Origin of the sequence: Bacillus sp. 491mf (assembly GCF_900112415.1) — a bacterium.
In the GTDB taxonomy this organism is placed as follows: Bacteria; Bacillota; Bacilli; order Bacillales; family Bacillaceae_G; genus Bacillus_A.
This window is the reverse complement of the sequence record NZ_FOLV01000003.1, coordinates 214,217-230,859: the sequence shown is the minus strand read 5'-3', so window position 1 is coordinate 230,859 and position 16,643 is coordinate 214,217. Positions and strand designations below refer to the sequence as shown.

Sequence of the window (16,643 nt, the reverse complement as noted above, 5' to 3'; positions counted from 1 at the left end):
ACTGGACCGACTGGACCGACTGGCGAAACCGGACCGACTGGACCAACTGGGCCGACTGGACCAACTGGACCGACTGGACCGACTGGACCGACCGGACCTTCTTCTATCATTCCATTCGCATCAGGTGGCCCCGCTGTGCTGACTACTCTTGCTGGTGGATTGCTAGGTACTGGAAGTCTAATTGGCTTTGGATCTTTTGTACCTGGTGTAAGTATTTTAGGAGCGGATCCGAATACTACTTTAACGCTACCACTTGCTGGGATAGCAAATGAATCATTTGTGGTTCCACGTAATGGCACAATCACATCAGTCTATGCACACCTTTCTGCTATAGCAATTGTCAACCTTGGCACTAGTGCAACAGTTCGAGCGCAGGTATATAGAAATACAAATCCTAACGACAATGATTTCGATGCAATTCCTTCTACTCTTGTCACTTTAAATCCAAACATTACAGGACCAATTGGAACTTTCCAAAATCTCTTTAATTCTCTTACTGGATTGACTGCATCTGTAAATGCTGGAGATCGTTTATTAATGGTCTTCACTGTAACTTCAGTCAGTACGTTGGGTCTTGTTACGACTGTGACAGGTTATGCAAGTGCCGGCATTACAATTGACTACTAAAGCTATAATGCCTCAACAAAAGTAGGCTGTGGATAATCCTTCTCCACAGCCTGTTTTTATTTCTAAGCCTTTTCTATCTTTCAATACTAATCTTGAACATTATGATGAGGATGTAACATTTCTTATGAGAATGAGAGCTCATTTCGCAATATTAAGGAATCATGAAATAAATTATATATAAATCCACCTTGACTTTCCAACATACAAGTCGTCGCCATGTCAAGCAAAAAATAACCTGCAACTTTCTGTCTCTCTTTGTTTGAACTTCGCACGTGGCAGAAAAAGGGCCTAACCGCTTCTACGCATGGCCAGACGCTCTCGACCATCTAAAAAGAAAAGGGGTTTATGTCAGGGTTTTAATTTGGATTTATATATATATTCATTTTAATTTTCCGAAACATAAGTAGAAATTACTCCCGCTCCGCCTGTAACTAAGGCCTCAAATGGTTATCCTCCTTTTAATATTTCATGAATCATCTCTTTTAGTTGTTGAGCCCGTTGAGTAGTTGAGTGCTTTTCTCGTACAAGTTCAAATCCATTCTTACTAATTTCTTCCCGTTCTTCGTCATGTGCTAAATAATAATTCGCCTTTTCTATAAAATTATTTTCATCTATTTCAACAAAATGCACCCCTGGCTTTAAACCTAAATCTAAAATCTCATCTGAACTTGGGGCAAGTAATAAAGTGTTACATGCTAGTACTTCAAAGTATTTTAGAATTGTATATCCATATATTGAATTACAAGTAAAAAATAATTTTGCCCTATTTATTTCCTTTGCATAACTTTCGCGAACAAATACGTTTTGAAATTCTTCATTATCAATATTTCTATAGCCTGGATGTCCATGATATAGAAAATTTGCTTCATTTTGATAAGTTTCGAGGATTTTACATCTTAGCGGATAATAATACGGAATGACTGCTCCCATTAATAGCATATCAATATCCTTTTTTTGACCATAGTCCTTAAAGATTTCAATATTGACATGATGAGGAAACCATTTGATTTTATCAGAAAAATCGGGATAAAATTTATGAAAAGCATCTCTATAACATGTAAATATATGCTCAACGTTTTCATGTTTTATTGCGGCATATGTTTTAGCAGGATTGTGATGTAAATCTTCTATATATATTCCATATGGAATTTTTAAATTACGGAGTCCCGTAATTTTTGGAGCATTTGCTTCTGTATCAAATAAGTAGATGAATATAAAATCAGGATTAAAATGAATAGTATTAAGAATATTAGAAATGTCGCCATCTTCATTCCACACAAATAAATTTGTAATTTTTGAAAGTTCTTCTTGAAGATAAAAAGGCGCCGTGTGAATCCACCTACTATAGTTTCTAATAATTAATAATAAGTTAAATTTTTCCACTTATTATCTCCACCTTATATCTATTTTTCATGTAGATTGTACTTTCTTCCATTAAAAATTAAGCGTTATACTTCTATTCCCAATGTAGACGATTTGTAATCCAATAAAATACAAGGGGCTGCTTTTCTGAAATGCTCGTTAGCAGTTGTAATGCATTACTTTTTTGATTATTGAACCACATTATTTCAAAGCGCCAATTCACATATTTATATACTCGTATAGTTAACCACTCAGCTAATTGACTTTTCTCTAAACCTAGCTCTAATGCATAAACATATAATTCTTCAAAATCTTCAATCGTTCCATAATCCCCCTCAGTTGGCATGTTAAAACTTAAACTATTTTTATGGAAACGATACACACCAACATGATCTGTAATAAATCCAACATCACCAATTAGCATTAATTTCAAATACAAAAATAGATCTTGGCATTCTGATTTTTCCATGAAGCAGCGCATGCGAATAGCATCTTCTCTTCTAAATACCGATGTTAATATACTTGTTATATGAGGATAACTACCAGTTTCATAGTTTAAAAAGTAATCACTACCTTTTGTAATCGTAGGTATATCTTGTGTAATTGGTCTGAGATCTCCTGAATCAACATCCAAAAAATGCAAATTAGCAAAAACAAGCGAGACATTAGGGTTTTCTTCAAGCAAAGCTACAGCCTTACTAATATAATTATTTTGCGTAAGATAATCATCGTGATTAATACACAATATATATTTACCATCTGCATGTTCATGAAGTAATTTTCGGCCGTTCATCCTCGAACCTAAATTCACTTCATTTCGAATATATCTAACTTTCGGATTCTCGTCATACCGTTTCATCATATCTTGTGTACCATCAATTGAACAATCATCAGCAACAATAATTTCTAAATTGGGATAATCTTGACGTAACACACTATCGACAGTTTCTTTTAAATACTCTTTCATATTGTAAGCTGCAATAATAACATTTACTTTTGGAAGAGAATTGGCATAATTTATTACCTTATCTATTTGTTTATTACTATCTAAATTGCTCATAATCACGATTCCTTCCTAAACATTTTTTCTTACTTCCTCCTAATTCTTCTCCCGTTCCAACTCAACTAGTTCCGGGATTGTTTTAATTATCATACAAATTTTTTCTACATCTCCAATTTTTAATTCTCCGTATAGTGGTAATACTAAAACTTTATTTGTTATCTCTTTCGCAACTGGTGTTTTCCCTGAGTCATATTGATCTTTATAACAGATAAAATCACTCGTTAATGGTGAAAAATATTTCCTTGTAAATACGTTATACGACATTAAACGTTCATATAATTGATTACGATCTAATCCATAGCTCGCTTCATCAACCTCTATGGAAAAATACGAATAATTATATTGGACATTCTCCATTTCTTCTATAAAGCGAATACCAGGAATACTTTTTAATTGATTACGATACATACTTGTTATTTTTTTTCTTCTATTCATTTCTTCGCTTATATGTCGGAGATTCAAAATACCCATCGCCGCTTGAAATTCGTTCATTTTAGCATTTAAACCGACTAAGCTAACCTCTCCCGAACTTTTATACCCAAAATTTTTATGCTGATTTAATGCTTCTGATAATATTTCATCATGATAAGTAAGTATTCCACCTTCAATAGAATGAAAAACCTTTGTTGCATGCATACTAAACATAGATATATCGCCAAATACGCCAATTCCTTTTCCGTCTACTTTTACACCAAAAGCATGGGCTGCATCATATATAATCTTTAAATTATATTTTTTTGCTATTCTTTCAATTTCATAAACATCGCAAGGAGTGCCAAAAACATGTACGGGTATAATTGCCGAAGTATGTTCAGTAATTAACGATTCAACTTTTGAAACATCTAAATTATAATCATGTTTATTTACATCACAAAATACTGGAGTTAATCCATTCATGGAAATGGCGTGGGTTGTTGAGGCAAATGTAAAAGGTGTTGTAATCACCTCTCCTGTTAACCGCAAAGATTTAATTGCAATATCAAGTGCCATATGCCCATTTACAAATAGTGTATTCTTTTCAACACCCAAATATTTCCCTGCTTCCATTTCAAATTGTTGATGCAGCAGTCCATTGTTTGTTAAATATCGATTTTCCCAAATTTGTTCTATTAAACGAGAAAACTCTTGAAATGGAGGAAGAAAAGGGGAAGTAACATAAATTGGTTTAGAGAACTTTTTAATTTCGATAATATTCAGCCTCCTTTCATAATTTGAACGTTCATTCATAATAGCTCTATACTACCACTATTATCAATTCTCCCTTTTATACATATGTAATTTCGCTCTAATTCTACTTTAAGTAAAATATTTAGGTTTTTGGAATCATTTCATGTACGATCATAAATCATATTGTAATTATGACACCCTCTTATCACACAACCACTACCTCCTAAATACAGTTTTCACTAAAAATAATGTTGTTACAATTTATTTGCACTATACATGTTTTGCCACAACAAAGTCATAATTCATATATAGTCACTTACCATGTCCCTTAACAATTATGTTTCCATTTAATTAAAAATACTTTCTCACAGTGCGAACAAACAATTATGACGGAAGCTTTAAAAAGTGAAAACTAGAAAACAACCTGACTTCTCTATGAATTTATAGATACTTATCTCCCTTTTCTCTAGATTTTATTTTTGTTGCTGGTACGCCAACCGCAAGTACATAAGAGCCGATATCTTTTACAACCGTAGCGCCGGCACCAATTACAGTATGCTCTCCTATTGTAATGGAATGAATTACATTTGCTCCTAAAGAAACAACAGAATAATCCCCAATCTTAACGTTCCCTCCCAAAGTAGCACCTGGTGCGATAGTCGCATAATTATCAATTACACAGTCATGATCTATACTAGAGTTTGTATTAACAATGCAGTGTTCTCCTATACGCACGTTACTATTAATTACAGATCCGCCTGCTACTACCGTTCCTTCACTAATAATTACATCTTCACTAATAATAGCGGATGGATGAATAGCACAAATAAACAAAAAATCTGGAATAATAGCCTTTACTTGCTCCACTATCTTTCTTCTTATCCAATTATCTCCTACAGCTACAATTCCCCCATGGATATGATCTTTAATAGGGAATAGACTGGATTCATCACCTATTACTTCACAACCGTAAATCATTTCATTTTGTGAACGAAAACCGTCAACTATTCCATAAATCTCATAATCTCCAGCTCGTCGAATAACATCAATAACAACCTTAGCATGACCTCCTGAACCAAAAACAACAATTTTCTTCACGTTCTTCACTTCCTCATATGTCACTAAAGATAATTAACATATTTCACAATTTAATTTATATATATAAATTGACTTTCCAACACACCAGTTGCCGCCATGCTGAACAAAAAATAACTGGCTACTTTCTTTGTTTGAACTTCGCACGTGGAAGAAAAAGGCCCTGACCGCTTCTATGCATGGCCAGACGCTCTCGACCATCTAAAAAGAAAAAGAGTTTATGTCAGGTTTTTAATTTGGGTTTATATACATACTTATAATAATTATTTATGCTTTTCGTTTCTTTATTATGAATACTTAACAATGGAAATGAACTGCCCCCTCCCTTCACATAGATTATGTTTACAGCATATGATAAATCTAACGTACCTCTATTATTCGCTCGAATAATCTACACTCATATCTACATGTGCTAATACAATCTTTATCAGCACGATAGAGAGGAGAAAAGATAATGGTAAAAGACATATCAAAAACACTTCAACATAAAAAATCAGAAAAGAAATTATGCCTTTGTATGATTGTAAAAAATGAATCAAAAATTATAGAAAGATGTTTAGATTCTGCGAAATCAATTATTGATTTTGTTTCGATTTGTGATACAGGTTCGACTGATAACACACCAGAAATCATTAAAAATTGGTGCAACAAAAATAAAATACTTGGTACTGTGCATCATGAACCTTTTAAAAACTTTGGATATAATCGAACTTTAGCTGTACAGTTAGCTCAAGCAACGTATCCAGAGGCTGATTATTTATTGCTGCTTGATGCTGATATGATCTTAGAGGTTCAGTCTCACTTTGATAAGTGTACCTTAAATAAGGATCATTACCTTACTATGCAATATGATAGCAACATTAAATATTGGCTGAGTCGCCTACTCAAGACATCTTTACCTTGGACATCTGTTGGGGTTACACATGAATATTGGGATATAGATTATTCTAAATTAGGGGCTAATCGAGGGGCTTCCTCTTATACAACCGGAAAGCTTGATAGCTTAATTATCTATGATCAAGCAGACGGCGGCAGTAGAAGTGATAAATTTGAACGGGATAAACGTTTACTTTTAGAAGGGATTAATAATCAAACAACACCAATCCATTTAAAAATTAGATACATGTTCTACTTAGCACAAACATTATCTATTCTCAATGAATTAGAGGAAGCTATCATATGGTATAAAAAAAGAGTGGATGCCGGTGGTTGGGGAGAAGAAGTATTTTACTCCTTATTTAAAATAGGTCTCTGTTACGAACGCTTAGCTGATCAATGTTCTTTTAAACGCGAACAATTAATCCAAGAATCCATAAAAGAGAATTCAGTTCTTAATCAATCCATAATAACTAACCTCGTTGACCAGGAAGAACAGTTTTTTGCCCTTGCGACTATTTATCTTCAAGATTCCTGGGAATACAGACCTAGCAGGGCTGAGCCTTTATACCATCTTGCAAAACTATATCGATATAAATCTAAAAATAACGTCAGTTTGATGTATTCATTACAAGGGAAAGAAATCCCTTTTCCGAAAGACGATATTCTATTTGTAGATTATCACGTCTATGATTATCTTTTTGATTATGAAATTTCTATATGTGCCTATTATAACGAAAGTAAACGCAAATTAGGCCGCACTGCTCAGAAATGTCTTGAAGCCAAAATAAAACAATTACCTCCGAATATAGCTTCATATGTAGAACAAAATGCAAAGTTTTATGAATAATATATGAAAAATTAGGCAATTAAGCGCTTCTTAAAATTGATCGTACATTAGTGCAACATGGATATTTTTATAAATTCTCCAGCACCCTTATACTATTCCCCTCTAAATTCATACAATCCTTGCTACGTCTACAGCAACAAATAAGTCTCTATTTTCAAAAAAATAGGGACTTATCCATAACAATTTAGCTTGTTATTTCATTAAATGTATTAAGAAACTTAAAAGAGGTGAAAAAATGAGTAACCATTTCAATTGCCCTCCGGCATTTCCCGTTGACTTCCCCACACCGCCTCCCCCAGCATATGGATTTATATTTACTGAAGCAGCACAAACATTGGCTAATGGCACAAATACTATAACTTTTCCTTCAAGCGGTCCACTTAATAATACAGTAAATACAACGAATGGATTATTGATTAACGTACCTGGTGTATATCAAATTGACTATACTGTAACTTTCAATATTCCTTTTTCAATTATTCCCCCTGACTTAGTCGACTTCACTGGTGTATTAACCTCTACTACCGATTCTGCTCAAATTCCTGGTTCATTCTCTAGGGTGGCAGATTCAACTGTTGAAGCGATTCCAGGTACCGGCGGCAGTGGATTTACAGGTCGATTTGCTGATATATTAACTGGCTCCGTTCTTTTCCAAGCAACTACTGGTACTATCATTGGCGTTGATGTTATCTGGGACAAACTAGATTTAGATTCTGCACAGGTTCAATTCGCTTCTCTACGAGCAATACAAGTTGTTTAACTACTTATACAGAGAAAATACTAACTTCCCATTTCTCATTATTTCACTACATTTATTATTCTGAATATAGTGGGTTCAGCTATGTCTGTTACAATTCAATATATCATCGGTCTAGGCTTCTGAAGCCTAGATTTCTCTATCAATCGTTTCAAAGGGTTTATAGAAAATATCCTCTTTCCACGAGTTTTCTTATTTGGAGAGACAATTGTTCTATCAGCTAATAAAATTGTACAACTTTCATCATGGACCCTAAAACATTATATGAATTAAAAGGAGGAAATATTTATCTATGGCACAAAAATGTGATGGAAGCGCATGCTTTATATTGTCTACATTACTCCCAGGAACTGTTGTAACCATTGTAGGTAAATCAGGTCATATGTATGGACCTGCTACTTTTGCATTCTTTGACCCACAAAGTTGTGTAGTTACATTACTAGAGGAAGACATGACGACTCCTATTTCTACTATTATTCTGCAACTCGGATGCAACGATATTGAAAGTGTCTCGTACAGTCCAGAAATTCCAGGAGGCGGTGGAGATCGTCCAACAGCCTCAACATTAGTTTTTGGAGAACAAGAAGATCGCTTTTAATCTAATTTTTCAGTAACAACTGCTCAAGAGATTTTTATGCAATAAAACTCTAATTGGTGGTGCATGGTGAAATTATTATATATCTCTTCCGGCTACCCAAGAATTTACGAATATTTTGATCAAAGTATAAAAGCTGGGCTAAGTAATAGTGATTATGAATGGCTTCACTTTCATCCATTAGAGAGTATAGAGAAGTTAAAGATGATTGTTGCTAATTTTCAGCCACAGCTGGTTTTAACAATATTAGGAGATCATCTCTCCTTATCAGCTATTCAATATTTAAAAGAAAATGATATCAAACTGGCATGCTGGCTGACCGAGGATCCTTTTTATATTGATAAAACTATTCAAATGATTCATAGGTTTGATTATATTTTTACCATTGATAATGGTGCTCTCAAGCACTATCAATCTATTCATCCAAATGTCTTCCATTTGCCATTAGGAACAAATGCAACAATCTTTAAGCCTCTTCCTGTTGAAAATATATACAAAAGTGATTTACTTCTTGTAGGATATCCATATCCTACAAGGGTAAATTTTATTCATTTTCTTTTAGAAAATACTAAATATCAAATTACACTCGTTGGAAAAGGTTGGTATAACAGACTACAAAAAAAATGGAGAGACAACCCGAGAGTTATCATTAAAGATACATGGATTGAACCACAAAAGATCTCTTACTATTATAATGGAGCTAAAATTGTGTTAAATCCTCATCGAACTCATAATTTTTGGCTTAACCAAAATACGCATGGAGTTATTAGCGAAAGTATAAATAACCGAACATTTGATATTGCATCCTGTGAGGCTTTTCAACTAATAGAAGAAAAGTCCGATCTCCGTTTCTTCTTTACCGAAGAAGAAATGATATCTTATCTAGATTACGAGGATTGCTTACACAAATTAGGTATCTATATGGATGACGAAGAGCAAAGGAAGACTATCGCCCAAAAAGGTCGAAAAATAGTGATAGAACAACATACATTTGGTCATCGAGTTAGGAACATGATTAAGATTGCTTCAAAAACGGTTTGATAACTTTCCTTCCTTCTATGTGCATATAGTTATTCATGCCCATAGCATAACTAATTTATTTAGCTTCAAATCATCGGTTGTATTACCGATGATTTTTCATTTTCTATAAAGTGAAACTTCTATCAGTGGGGGTTTCTTCATCCCCCACTGATAGAAGTTTCACCAATCGGGCACATGCCAGCATTTAGCCCCCACCTATCTTCTTCGCTTTTCTCCGAATCTTGAGGTGGTGGTCTTACTGCCCACGAATAGCGGGATAAAAATCCGGTGTTTGTAAGAAGCTAAAGATATTGTACAACTGCGAAATCAAAATTGAGAGTAAGAGAAGGAATTAACAATTTTATAAAAAGAAAAACTGCTGGTGCTATTTAAGAAATCTTTTAAAATACAAACTAATGGATTCGCCCTTTTCAAACCCCTCCATCTCAGTTCTTGAAACATATATGCAATCATTTAAAAGATTAAGCTTTTTCAATATTTTTTTATCGATAAGATGAAGCTTACAATTCATTGTAATGGAACATTGATTATTATATATAAATACCTTATTTTCCGGCAAGCAAGTATTCTGCGATAAAATAGGATAGATTGGTAATCCTTGAGGTATATGGTCTAGTAAAGTTGAGTTTATTTTAATAACTTCATAGAAAGAAAATTTAAATTTACGAAAAGCAAAAGTATTAACTATTGGTCTTTTTTTATTATTTTCGAGATAAAAAAATTTATTTTGTTCATTTTGAACGATACGCAAATTGGGAATAATAGTTGGATCATCAATAGGAGTCCCTTCTACATAGCTATATAAAAAAGGATCAGGTATCATAACAACCTTCTTTAATTTGTACTTAAAATACGTAAACATCTCATTTGTAATGACCCTTCTTTGCTGCTGATCAATCAAAAAAATCTCTTCTTTCCCTCCCATTATTAAAGTCCCATTCGGAATTTTTATAGGTAAATTACTATATAGATTTTGAAAAGAGTAAGGCGTTTTATATGTTATATCAAGTACTTTATCGACAGGGTGAAATGGCTGAAAGGTGTTTAATCTCTCCCAAAAAGCCGCATCTCCATTATACCAATGAACAGGGCTTTCATCCCAATACTCCCCATACTTCTCCTGAACTTTTTCTAAAATTGCACGCGTATGCATAACAGAACAGTGATCAACAACGTTGGCTGCTTGATATAATATACGTTCAGCTCTTCTTACTCTTTCAGAAAGCAGCTTCACTTGGTTGTTTACAACTTTCACTTGTTGAGATGAATAAATAATATCTACCTTAGAGTGCATGTTGAAAAAAGATACCATTTCTTCTAACCTCGTCGGAACATAGACCGTATCGTCTGTTAAATAAGAAATATACATTCCTTTTGTTAACGGAATAGCTTTATTGATAAGTACAGCATACCTCGTCTTTTTATAGCGTTCCTCGTCCTCTATGCAGCTATTTATATAAGTGATTCTTGGGTCATTTAAATATTGTTTAATAACATTTACTGTTTCTTCATTCGAATGATCATCCATTATAAAAAGTTCCCATTCATCTAAAGTTTGTCTTAACACGCTTTCAATCGCTTTTCCTACTAATGCAGGTTTATTATAACTAGTAAGAATGATTGACACTTTTGGATTCAAAAATTATCCCTCCTCTACAGTCAATCGTTTTACTCATAATTTATTCATGTGTTCACTCAATCAAAAATATTCTTAATTAAATAGAACTAGCAGATACTTTATACACTTGTCACCTTTTAATCACCATACTATTTGTTACTTTCCAGTAGACTACATACTTATATAAATTCCACAGCTTTTCTAATGTTTCGACGTAAGAATAAAACCTTTTCAGCAATAGCTATGTGGAATTTCAAGAAAGAAGAACTAAAAAATAAAGTTTAAGGATGCATACTCACCATTTTCAAGTATTGATATAATTTATACAAAATTATCATTGAAATAAGTTTTCAAAAATTCCTCAATTAAATTCAACTCCTTCATACTTAATAAGAAATACTAACTTCTTTTCTACAAATCTAGCTTGCAAATGTATAAGTTCACAAAAACAGTGTCAATTCACTAAAAATAACATATAAAGATAATGACTGTTTTATATAATGGAATTGATAAAACATTGGGATATAGTTACGTTTTTTTCATCTACGTATTCTATAACGAAAGTAAAGGTACGATAAAGTATTAAGGCACTACTCTAAGCTACTCTCCTTTAAGTGATTTAACCAAGATGTCATTGTTATATCTTTTACATGTTCAATATTCCTCAGTTAAAACAACTTATGAATAGGTGAATCATATGACCATTCACGGTATAATTACACTCCTCATTATTTTTATTACATTTATAGTTTTGATGTGCGAGAAGTTTCCAGCTGATATCGTTATGTTCAGCGGACTAGTTTCTTTAATGATGTTTGGAGTTCTAGCTCCCTCTGAGGCTTTAGATGGGTTCTCAAATGAAGGAACATTAACAATTGGAGCCTTATTAATTATAGCTTCTTCCGTTAATAAGAACGAGTTTATCAAACAAATTCCACGGTTAATAATCGGTCATGAGAGAAGTCATAAAAAAGCAATTCTTAAGTTGATGATACCTGTAGCTAGTCTCTCCGCATTTATTAACAATACACCGATTATAGTAATTCTTACACCAATAATAAAAAATTGGGCGCAAAAAATCGGCCTAGCTCCTTCTAAACTGTTAATTCCCTTAGCATATGCAGCTAGTATGGGCGGGATGTGTACATTGCTCGGTACATCTACAAATATTGTTGTAAACTCATTACTAAAAAAACAAGGTAATCATGGACTTTCTATGTTCGAATTAGGAATCATCGGTATCCCATGTACTGTGATCGGAATTCTATTCATGGTATTTATAGGAAGCAAACTCCTTCCGGAGTACAAAAAAGGCGGCAAAATAGATGAAGAGAATAAAAGTGCATTTTTAGCAGAAGTTCAAGTTGAATTAGGTTGCCCACTTATAGGAAAAACAATAAAGCAAGCGAACTTACGTAACCTTGCAAGCTTATATTTAATTGGAGTTATGAGAGGCGACGACATAATACTCCCAATTTCTAGCGATTATATACTAAATAAAAATGACTACTTGTTATTTACAGGAGACATTTCTACTATTTCCGACTTAGAAAAAGTTGAGGGTTTTACATTACACCTCAGTTCTAGAATAAGTCTCGAAAACTCCTCCAATAATGTCATCACTCTTTCAGAAATAGTAATATCCAAACAATCTTATTTATCCAATCGAACCGTTAAAGAAATTCAGTTTCGCTCAAAATACAACGCTGTTGTAATTGCTGTTTTTCGGAACGGTAAAAGAATCCTCTCTAAAATAGGATCTATTCGGTTAAAAACAGGAGATATTTTATATGTTTTATCAGAAAACAAATTTTTCATAGAGAACCAATACTCTAATGATTTTTACTTTCTTTCCCACGAAACTGGTTCCCCTAAAAATCCTTCTAGAAAACAAAAGATGATCTCCTTTATGCCGCTTCTTATCTTCCTTCTTATGATACTATGTGCAGGAATAGGAGTTCTACCGATTTTAACTGCTTCTTTTTTAAGTGTTATCTTATTATTCATTACAAAGTCCATTTCAGTACAAGAAGCAAGAAAATATGTAGATTTACGCTTACTTATCATGATTGGATCATCTCTTGGAATGGCAAGCGCTTTGGAGAAAACAGGAATCGCTAATTACCTCGCTAACATACTCGTAGGCGAAACCACAACATTTAGTCCAACAGCAATACTTGCTATCATTTATTTACTTACATGGATTAGTACCGAATTTTTATCAAACACGGCGGCGGCTGCCTTCATTTTCCCTATTGCTTATTCCGTTGCTACACAACTGTCTTTAAGTCCCGAACCTTTTATTATAGCTATTACAATCGCTGCCTCTGCTAGTTTCGCTACACCTACAGGATATCAAGCAAATTTAATCGTTTATCAAGCAGGTGGCTATAAATTCGTAGATTTTCTTAAAATAGGTCTCCCACTGGGTTTCCTTTTCATGATTATTTCTGTCCTACTCATCCCATACTTTTGGCCGTTTTATATGTAAATAAAACAAACACAAACTAACTTTGTATTGATAAAAACGTTCTTGATTACTAAGTCATTTTTTACTTTATATGAAAGGAGAAATTTTTTTGGAAAAACAAACAAATTTATATTATCATCACTTTTCAATTACAAAAAAGGATCGACAAAATTTGCATAAACATAAAAGCTGCATTGTTTGGTTTACAGGTTTATCAGGATCTGGAAAATCCACAATTGCCAATATTGTTGAAAGCAAGCTACATCAATTAGGAATTTCCACTTATATTCTTGATGGAGATAATCTCCGAAAAGGATTAAACCAAGATCTTAGTTTTTCAGTAACAGATCGTAAAGAAAATATCCGCCGCGTAGGTGAGGTATCAAAATTGTTTGTAGACTGTGGCATTATCGTGTTGGCAACATTCATTTCACCGTACCGCAACGAGCGTGAAGCGGTTAGAAATAATGTACATCCTGACGAGTTTATTGAAGTTTATATCGACTGCTCTCTAGAAAATTGCGAAAACAGAGATCCAAAAGGATTATATAAAAAAGCTAGAAATGGAGAGATTATCGAATTTACCGGAATTTCCTCCCCTTATGAAAAACCACTTAATCCAGAAATTACTCTTGATTCTAATCATTGCTCAGCTGAAGCATGCGCCATACAAGTCGTAGATTTTCTCAAAAAACATCACTACTTATCAATTTAAGGAGGATTATGATGGACTGTCCAACAGATACAATTTTGCCTCATGGGGGTATACTAATTAACCGTGAGTTACAAGGAGCGGAGCGTGAAGAATATTTAAATAAAGTAAACGAACTTCCCTCTTTAACTATCTCTGCTTGGAGTATTTCTGACATTGAACTAATCGCAAACGGCGGCTTTAGTCCGCTCATCGGTTTTATGGATAGAAATGATTATGAAAGCGTCTTAATGACTATGCATTTAAAAAATGGACCACCATGGACAATTCCTATCACTTTACCTATCACACAAGATGAAGCAAAAGATTTACGTATTGGAACCGAAGTGATTCTTTACGGAGAAGATAAGATTCCTTATGCATTTATACAAATAACAGATATGTTTCATTATGATAAACAAAAAGAAGCACAACTCGTATTTGGTACAACAGAAGTTGCTCATCCAGGTGTAAAAAAATTATATGAACAAGGTGATATATATATAGCCGGACCTATTTCTTTGTTAAATAAACCTTCACACAAAAATTTTCAAGATTTTTATATGGATCCAAAAGAAACAAGAAATATGTTTTACGATTTAGGTTGGAAAACTATCGTAGGGTTTCAAACACGAAATCCTGTGCATCGTGCACATGAATACCTACAAAAAACAGCACTTGAAATCGTTGACGGGTTATTATTGAATCCACTTGTCGGAGAAACAAAAAAAGATGACATCCCTGCAGATATTCGAATGGAAAGCTATAAAGTATTACTGAAGAACTATTATCCAGCTAATCGCACCCGCCTCGTTATCTATCCTGCCGCTATGCGTTACGCAGGTCCTCGTGAAGCTATTATGCATGCGCTTGTAAGAAAAAATTACGGTTGTACACACTTCATTGTCGGCCGTGATCATGCAGGAGTAGGAAATTATTACGGAACATACGATGCCCAAAAAATCTTTCGTAATTTTGATCCCATTGCAATTGGAATTCAACCACTATTTTTCGAACATAGTTTTTATTGCAAAAAGTGTATGAACATGGCTTCTGTCAAAACATGTCCACACTCTAATACTGATCGTGTTATTTTAAGTGGTACCCAAGTTAGAGAAATACTTCGTAGCGGACAAATTTTGCCATCTGAGTTTACTCGTCCTGAAGTGGCGGAGGTGTTGATGAAAGGAATGAAGCGAAGCAATGCAAAAAACTGAAGCAACGCCATTAAAAAAAGGCATTAATTTAGTAGGATATGCACGTGCCGAATTTGGACTAGGAGAATCTTGTCGCCTAGCAGCAAAGTCCATTCAAAGTACAAATATTCCATTTGGCATTATTAATTATTCGCTTCCACATGTAAAATCATTAGATTTCTCTTGGAAACATAAAGAAATAACCGCTCCTATCCACGATGTGAATATCTTTCATATAAATCCAGATGTATTTCCAACCGCTCATAAGCAGCTCGGACATCAATTTTTTAACGGTCGCTACAATATTGGTTATTGGCATTGGGAGCTTCCGGAGCTTCCTAGGGAATGGTATACTAGCTTCAAACTTGTCGATGAAGTATGGGTTCCCTCATCTTTTGTACTAGAATCTGTATCCAAAAAAACAAATCTTCCTGTAACTCGTATCCCGCATTGCATCCAAGTAGAATGCCCTGAAGGTATAAGTCGTGAATACTTTAATTTACCGACAGATCGCTTTTTATTTCTTTCCATGTATGATCCTAGAAGTATACAACAACGTAAAAATCCAGTTGCGTCTATTCAAGCATTTCAAAAAGCGTTTTCTAAGGATGATTCTTCCGTTGGGCTTGTTTTAAAAATCAATAATTCAAATTATAATCTTGCAGAAGTGAATCAGATTCAGCATCTAATTCGAGATAATCGTAATATTTATCTCATTAATCAATCATTAAATCGCGGAGAAGTAAATGCCTTAATTCAATCGGTTGACTGTGTTGTCTCTTTACACCGTTCTGAAGGATTTGGACTTGTACTAGCAGAAGCAATGTATTTAGGAAAACCAGTCATTGGTACAAATTGGTCTGGTAATACTGATTTTATGAACGCAGATAATTCTTATCCTGTCAATTATACCCTCGTTCCAATAAAACGAAATTACGGTCCTTACAAACATTATCAAATATGGGCTGAGCCAGATATTGAGCATGCTGTTTATTTGATGCGTCAACTTATCTTCAATCAAACACAATGTAATCTTATCGCAAGGAAAGGACAAGAGACCATAATGACCTATTTTTCACCAAATCTGATTGGAAACATGATTGAAAAACGATTGACAGAATTAAAATTTATTTAATGTATAAATCATCTATTCATTATTCTAGAGAGACGAAACAATAATTGTAAAATTGTTTCGCCTCTCTATTTTACTGAGTTCTTCCGTACTCCCTATCCTA

14 protein-coding genes are annotated in these 16,643 nt (G+C 33.9%); 9 read left to right on the top strand and 5 right to left on the bottom strand.

Features of this window, described 5'->3' with window-relative positions; translation table 11 throughout:
- A partial coding sequence (locus BM211_RS05655) for an exosporium glycoprotein BclB-related protein (protein ID WP_305728495.1) occupies positions 1-627 on the top strand: 627 nt, incomplete at its 5' end.
- A gap of 447 nt (positions 628-1,074) precedes the next feature.
- Here BM211_RS05655 and BM211_RS05650 read toward each other — a convergent pair.
- From BM211_RS05650 to BM211_RS05635, 4 genes are all read right to left on the bottom strand, one after another.
- Entirely contained in the window at positions 1,075-2,010 is a 936-nt protein-coding gene (locus BM211_RS05650; protein WP_090995631.1) for a glycosyltransferase family protein, read from the bottom strand.
- 73 nt (positions 2,011-2,083) lie between these two features.
- A complete protein-coding gene (locus BM211_RS05645) occupies positions 2,084-3,049 on the bottom strand; it encodes a glycosyltransferase family 2 protein (protein WP_141771591.1) in 966 nt (321 codons plus the stop codon).
- Between the two features lie 39 nt (positions 3,050-3,088).
- Positions 3,089-4,279, bottom strand: coding sequence for a DegT/DnrJ/EryC1/StrS family aminotransferase (locus tag BM211_RS05640; RefSeq protein WP_090995625.1), 1,191 nt, complete (start codon positions 4,277-4,279; stop codon positions 3,089-3,091).
- A 381-nt stretch (positions 4,280-4,660) separates the two neighbouring features.
- Positions 4,661-5,317 carry an acetyltransferase gene (locus BM211_RS05635; RefSeq protein ID WP_090995622.1) on the bottom strand — a complete coding sequence of 219 codons (657 nt, stop codon included), beginning with the start codon at positions 5,315-5,317 and terminating at the stop codon, positions 4,661-4,663.
- 451 nt (positions 5,318-5,768) lie between these two features.
- Between BM211_RS05635 and BM211_RS05630 the strand changes: the two genes are divergently transcribed.
- From BM211_RS05630 to BM211_RS05615, 4 genes are all read left to right on the top strand, one after another.
- Entirely contained in the window at positions 5,769-7,040 is a 1,272-nt protein-coding gene (locus tag BM211_RS05630; protein ID WP_090995615.1) for a glycosyltransferase, read from the top strand.
- Between the two features lie 235 nt (positions 7,041-7,275).
- On the top strand, positions 7,276-7,800 hold the full coding sequence (locus BM211_RS05625) for a hypothetical protein (RefSeq protein ID WP_090995612.1): 525 nt from the start codon (positions 7,276-7,278) through the stop codon (positions 7,798-7,800).
- A gap of 289 nt (positions 7,801-8,089) precedes the next feature.
- Complete coding sequence (locus tag BM211_RS05620; protein WP_371261855.1) at positions 8,090-8,395, top strand: CGEA protein; 306 nt, start codon at positions 8,090-8,092, stop codon at positions 8,393-8,395.
- Between the two features lie 66 nt (positions 8,396-8,461).
- On the top strand, positions 8,462-9,433 hold the full coding sequence (locus BM211_RS05615; protein ID WP_090995610.1) for a CgeB family protein: 972 nt from the start codon (positions 8,462-8,464) through the stop codon (positions 9,431-9,433).
- A gap of 364 nt (positions 9,434-9,797) precedes the next feature.
- Here the strand turns inward: BM211_RS05615 and BM211_RS05610 are convergent, their stop codons facing one another.
- Complete coding sequence (locus BM211_RS05610) at positions 9,798-11,072, bottom strand: glycosyltransferase family 2 protein (RefSeq protein WP_090995607.1); 1,275 nt, start codon at positions 11,070-11,072, stop codon at positions 9,798-9,800.
- A 676-nt stretch (positions 11,073-11,748) separates the two neighbouring features.
- Here BM211_RS05610 and BM211_RS05605 point away from each other — a divergent pair.
- The 4 genes from BM211_RS05605 (at position 11,749) to BM211_RS05590 (ending at position 16,543) form a co-directional block, all read left to right on the top strand.
- Complete coding sequence (locus tag BM211_RS05605) at positions 11,749-13,542, top strand: SLC13 family permease (protein ID WP_090995604.1); 1,794 nt, start codon at positions 11,749-11,751, stop codon at positions 13,540-13,542.
- An 88-nt stretch (positions 13,543-13,630) separates the two neighbouring features.
- Positions 13,631-14,236, top strand: coding sequence for an adenylyl-sulfate kinase (cysC, locus tag BM211_RS05600; RefSeq protein WP_090995603.1), 606 nt, complete (start codon positions 13,631-13,633; stop codon positions 14,234-14,236).
- Between the two features lie 11 nt (positions 14,237-14,247).
- Positions 14,248-15,429, top strand: coding sequence for a sulfate adenylyltransferase (gene sat / locus BM211_RS05595; protein WP_256216868.1), 1,182 nt, complete (start codon positions 14,248-14,250; stop codon positions 15,427-15,429).
- Entirely contained in the window at positions 15,416-16,543 is a 1,128-nt protein-coding gene (locus BM211_RS05590) for a glycosyltransferase (protein ID WP_090995597.1), read from the top strand. Before sat ends, BM211_RS05590 begins: the two co-directional genes overlap by 14 nt.
- Positions 16,544-16,643: the final 100 nt, after the last annotated feature.